Genomic DNA, 4,558 nt, shown 5'->3' with positions numbered 1-4,558 from the left:
TGCAGCGTTTCCATGCGGCAAAGGTATTCCTCCGGCGTTTCGCCGTAGACCCCTACACCCTCGGTGGTAATGATGTACTCGTCAAACTCCCGGCCATCCCAATGCCGCCGCTGTTCATGGAACAGATTCTCCGTTTTATGATCGGCCTGGTCAAGAAATTCATAGACTTCCAGCGTGACCTCCACGGCCACAGCTTGTCCGTTATAATTGATGGTAACTTCCATCTGCCTTTCCTCCATTCAGATTTTTTGGGTAAATCTGCATGGGGCGGCGGGGAGCGGCACCGGGGATAAAGTTCGAGCCATGCTGACCCGATGTTCCGGCTCCACAGGGACAAAAAAGCGCCCGGACGGCATAAAGCCATACGAGCGTAATAGAGTATATTTTGCTGTTTAGTTACATGGTATAGTGCATACTTCTGACCGCATTGCTCCGCTGCTGGGAACAGGCTTTTTTTAGCTGGTGCAGGTCATGGGTACTGTGAAAAAAGGCAAGCATAGACACGGCGGCAATCCTCCTATATGCCGCCGTGGATTTACACGGTGTTAGGGTCGTCGTAGACTTGCCGATAGGCAAAAAGAAGCGGCGGCTCTGAAAATCAAAGCCGCCGTAATTTAGAAATGGCGCGTGAAAATACCTCTGCTTTGCGACGGCTTTTTTTCTTTTGCCGTCGTCCGGCAGATTATTTCTTTATGAGTAAGGGCGAAAAATCAATCGTAATCATAAAATTATGGTCATGTATTTCAATTATTGGATTTGTACAATTCATCATAAGTAATAGCTTTTTCACAATGTAAAGTCCTTGTCCAGACGTACCATTACTTCTTGAAACATCTGCTACATAAAAGCGTTCCAACAGTTTTGAATATTCTTCTGTAGGAATAGATGCAACAGGATTTTTAATACAGAGTTGTACAGAATCTGCGATATTAATTAGTTGAATTACAACATTATTTGTAGTGGATGTTACCGCATTGAATATAAGATTTTGTATAATGCGAATACACGCCTTTCTGTCAGCATTAAGATAGATGTCCATATTAGGTATTTCTATTTGGGGTTCAATTCCATTAACGCTGAAAATCGAATAATTGTCTAGCAGGATTTCAGTAAGCAATGAGCATAGCTCAACCTTTTCATAGTAAAATGGATATTGTCCTGCTTCTAAAAGAGAGATTTGATAAAAGTCATCTATGAGACGTTCTAATCTCAATGCTTTTCCGGATAATGCTGAAATATATTCCGCTCTTTTTTCATCAGGCGCACTTGATAGAAGTTGCAAATATCCGCGAATGGAAGTTAGTGGTGTCCGTAAATCATGAGAAAGGCAAGAAATATTCTCTTTTAATTCATTCTCCTTTTTTTGAATTTCGCCCAGATAAATATTATCTTTTGATACAATCTGATTTATGATTTCAACCAAATGCTCTAACCGCCTATCAGATAAAGACACTGTAACTAACTTTTTCGTTTTTCTATTCAGAATAGCATTTAGTTGGACGATTACTTTATATATCTGTATTTTCCAGTTAATTAAAGAAATTGAAAGGATAATGACCAATGCTATCAGAACAAGAAACATAATCGCCCAACCCATATTCTACCTCCCTTTTACTTGATTTCTTTTCTAATCATAATAAGACCGCCAACAATCAAAAGAGAAATGCACCCTATGAAATAGAATGGTAAATGCTCAATAATACCCATTGTGCGACAAGAGCTGAAATTCATCCAATAGTACATAGGATTTCCATATACAAAAAATTTTAAGGGTATTGAAACCGTCTCCATATCACTCCATAGCATTAAGTAAACAGACGCTCCACTGAATACATATAAGCAGCAAATCCCTGTTACAATCCCTGTATTTTGAATAACGACACATAAAAAAATAGAAATGCTTTCTAATGCTAATAAAACCGTTCCGCAAGCAAGAGCCCATCCCAAAAGGTTTATTACTTCACTCGCAGTTGGAATGTAACCGGATTGTATGATTTCAATAACGAAAAATGTAGCTACAAAAATCAGATACGTTATCAGAGACACCACCAATATTGTAATCGCTTTGGTGTAGTAGAGAATAGTTCGTTTAGTGCCGTATGCAACAGATAATTTGATTGTACCCGTATTATATTCTTTTGTAAAAAATATGGTTGCAGATAAAATGCCAATAATCCAGAAAAAGGCTGTATATGCAAGAGATGAGCGGGCAACAGTTTGAAACGTTGGTATTTCACTAGATAGATAACACTTAGCTTGAAATCCGATTACACTTTCTGTTCCATCTCCGGCTCCAAAAAAAGTCATGTCACCAAGTGCAAAAGAGACCATTATAACCGCCGCACATACGCCTAATATAGTTATCAATATCTTTGAGTGACGCAATTTATAAAATTCAGCTTTAAAATGGTTAATCATTTTGGCACCCTCCTATCAAATTAGTGTAATAAGTTTCAAGACTATCTCCAGATTGTGCTAACTGATAAATCGTAATGTTATTTGCACTTAGCAACGCTGATACTTTTCCGGCATTTTCAACATAATCATATAGATGAATACTTTTGTCTGGCATAACAGAAAAATTTGAAGTATTCAGTTTGCTTTCCAATAAAACACTAGCAGCAGCTACATCATTCACTTGCAACAACAGATGCTTTTTGCAGCGTTTGTCTAACTCTGTAGCGGTAATTTCCTGTAAAAGTTTCCCCTCATGTAAGATACCATATCTATTTGCTAATTGATGAAGTTCCGTGAGAATGTGACTTGAAATCAAAATAGTGATTCCACGTTCTTTATTTAGTCTTTTGAGTAAGTTTCTTAATTCGATAATTCCAGTAGGGTCTAGTCCGTTAATTGGTTCATCTAGTACGAGAAATTCAGGATTCCCAAGCAAAGCGATTGCGAGAGCTAGTCTCTGCCGCATACCCAAAGAGAAATCTTTTGCTTTTTTCTTTCCGGTATCTTTCAAACCAACTAATGCTAAAGCATTATCAATGCAACCTTTTCCTGGAATACCGCGTTGCAAACGTTGTACCTCCAAATTTTCATAGGCTGTCATATCAAGATAAAGAGAAGGGCTCTCAATAATACAGCCAATGCGCTCACGCTGCTTTGCAAGTTTCTTATTGCTTTCACCGAATAAAGCAATTTTGCCAGTAGTAGGTTCTGCCAGTCCGGTTAGTAAACGAATCATTGTTGTTTTACCGGCACCGTTTTCTCCGATAAACCCATAAATATCTCCTTGCATTACAGACATAGATACTTGATTTAGGGCTAGTGTATTGCGATACTTTTTTGTGATGTTGATAGCTTCAAAAACTGTTACGTTCATTTTTTCACAGCTCCTTTCTTGTTATTTAGTATCGCAGACAATTCCTTGAATAATCTAAAGGTAAAGCTAAAGATTATCTAAAGCTCACTTTGCAAATCGGTAACCCAAGCCCCATATGGTCTTAATTCGGCAGCCTTCGCCCTTTAATTTTTTTCGTAAGTTACTTATATGTGTGTTAATGACATCATTATCCCTTGCAAATGGTTCTTGCCAAATACTTTCATAAAGATTTTGCTTAGAAAAAACTTTATCAGGATATTTCGCCAGTAGTTCTACAAGTTGATACTCTTTTGCTGTAAGCACAATAATTTCGTCTGCAACAGTAACTATTTTTGAAGATGTATTAATGGAAAGTTCTCCAAAGGTCAAACAAAGATTGGGAGTATCTTTTTGACTTCTTAGCAAATTGCGTTCAATTCGCGCTAGTAATTCGTCCAAATCAAACGGCTTTGTTAAATAGTCATCAGCACCCAAGCGTAGCAGTTCGACTTTGTTGAATGTTAAACTTTTTGCAGAAACAACAATTACAGGTACGTCTGAAAATTTTCTGATATTTCTAATTAACTCATCTCCACTGATAAAAGGAAGCATTAAATCTAAAATAATTAAATCTGGGGATAATTCTTTTATACGTTCAATCGCATTTGCACCAGTAAGTGTGAAGAAGACTTGATAATTGTACTTTTCCAGATGGTCTTTTATCATAACGCAAATTTCTTTATCATCTTCGATAATTAAAACATTATTCATGTTGAAACTCCTTTCTGCGTCTATCAGTCGGCTTTTCCGCGTCCTTTGGGATCAGCCAAACACCAGCCATATTCACAGCGCCAGGGATACGCCCACCAGCGCAATAATAATTTGCACTACGAGGTGTCACGCCCCACTTTTCGGCGGCCTCTTTCAATGTCATATAGTCCATTTCGCACCTCCACAGAGTACATTATAGTTCTCTTTTTCGAACAATGCAAGAAACGGGATATGAATTATAAACTTCAACTAACCTGCATACAGTGACATTCCACAGGCGAAGTATGAATTATACAATGTAACAGGGTGATATTATATGGCGAAAGTTGAAGATTGTCCCGGTTTTGAAACCTTCGGCGCAGATGTCAAAGCCGCACGAGAGGCAAAGCGTCTGGCACGAAAAACATTGGCGGAAATGGTTGGGATTGAATGGCGGTATCTTGCCAACATTGAGAATCAAGGTGCAATTCCGAGCCT

General features: G+C 38.3%; 5 protein-coding genes and 1 pseudogene. All 6 read right to left on the bottom strand.

What is annotated here, in order from left to right; genetic code table 11:
* Positions 1–224 (bottom strand): annotated as a pseudogene (locus H8S44_RS16015) (sigma-70 family RNA polymerase sigma factor); the annotation flags it as partial.
* A gap of 458 nt (positions 225–682) precedes the next feature.
* Positions 683–1,597 carry a sensor histidine kinase gene (locus H8S44_RS16010; RefSeq protein WP_014081148.1) on the bottom strand — a complete coding sequence of 305 codons (915 nt, stop codon included), beginning with the start codon at positions 1,595–1,597 and terminating at the stop codon, positions 683–685.
* Between the two features lie 14 nt (positions 1,598–1,611).
* On the bottom strand, positions 1,612–2,418 hold the full coding sequence (locus H8S44_RS16005) for an ABC transporter permease (protein ID WP_186997557.1): 807 nt from the start codon (positions 2,416–2,418) through the stop codon (positions 1,612–1,614).
* Positions 2,411–3,331 (bottom strand): ATP-binding cassette domain-containing protein, encoded by a 921-nt coding sequence (locus H8S44_RS16000; RefSeq protein ID WP_015533989.1) that lies wholly within the window; start codon positions 3,329–3,331, stop codon positions 2,411–2,413. Before H8S44_RS16000 ends, H8S44_RS16005 begins: the two co-directional genes overlap by 8 nt.
* 84 nt (positions 3,332–3,415) lie before the next feature.
* The gene (locus H8S44_RS15995; RefSeq protein ID WP_014081151.1) at positions 3,416–4,081 is read right to left on the bottom strand and encodes a response regulator transcription factor; all 666 of its coding nucleotides are present in this window, start codon (positions 4,079–4,081) and stop codon (positions 3,416–3,418) included.
* Positions 4,074–4,253 (bottom strand): helix-turn-helix domain-containing protein, encoded by a 180-nt coding sequence (locus H8S44_RS15990; protein WP_117949865.1) that lies wholly within the window; start codon positions 4,251–4,253, stop codon positions 4,074–4,076. Before H8S44_RS15990 ends, H8S44_RS15995 begins: the two co-directional genes overlap by 8 nt.
* Positions 4,254–4,558: the final 305 nt, after the last annotated feature.

The sequence above is a fragment of the Anaerosacchariphilus hominis genome (assembly GCF_014290175.1).
GTDB lineage: Bacteria > Bacillota > Clostridia > Lachnospirales > Lachnospiraceae > Laedolimicola > Laedolimicola hominis.
The sequence above is the reverse complement of the archived record's forward strand: the minus strand, read 5'-3'. Positions and strand labels throughout refer to the sequence as shown.

What these genes read in the sequence shown, in the direction of transcription:
- H8S44_RS16005 (WP_186997557.1), bottom strand. Translation starts at nt 2,418, where the DNA reads ATGATTAACCATTTTAAAGCTGAATTTTATAAATTGCGTCACTCAAAG.
- H8S44_RS16010 (WP_014081148.1), bottom strand. Translation starts at nt 1,597, where the DNA reads ATGGGTTGGGCGATTATGTTTCTTGTTCTGATAGCATTGGTCATTATC.
- H8S44_RS15990 (WP_117949865.1), bottom strand. Translation starts at nt 4,253, where the DNA reads ATGGACTATATGACATTGAAAGAGGCCGCCGAAAAGTGGGGCGTGACA.
- H8S44_RS16000 (WP_015533989.1), bottom strand. Translation starts at nt 3,331, where the DNA reads ATGAACGTAACAGTTTTTGAAGCTATCAACATCACAAAAAAGTATCGC.
- H8S44_RS15995 (WP_014081151.1), bottom strand. Translation starts at nt 4,081, where the DNA reads ATGAATAATGTTTTAATTATCGAAGATGATAAAGAAATTTGCGTTATG.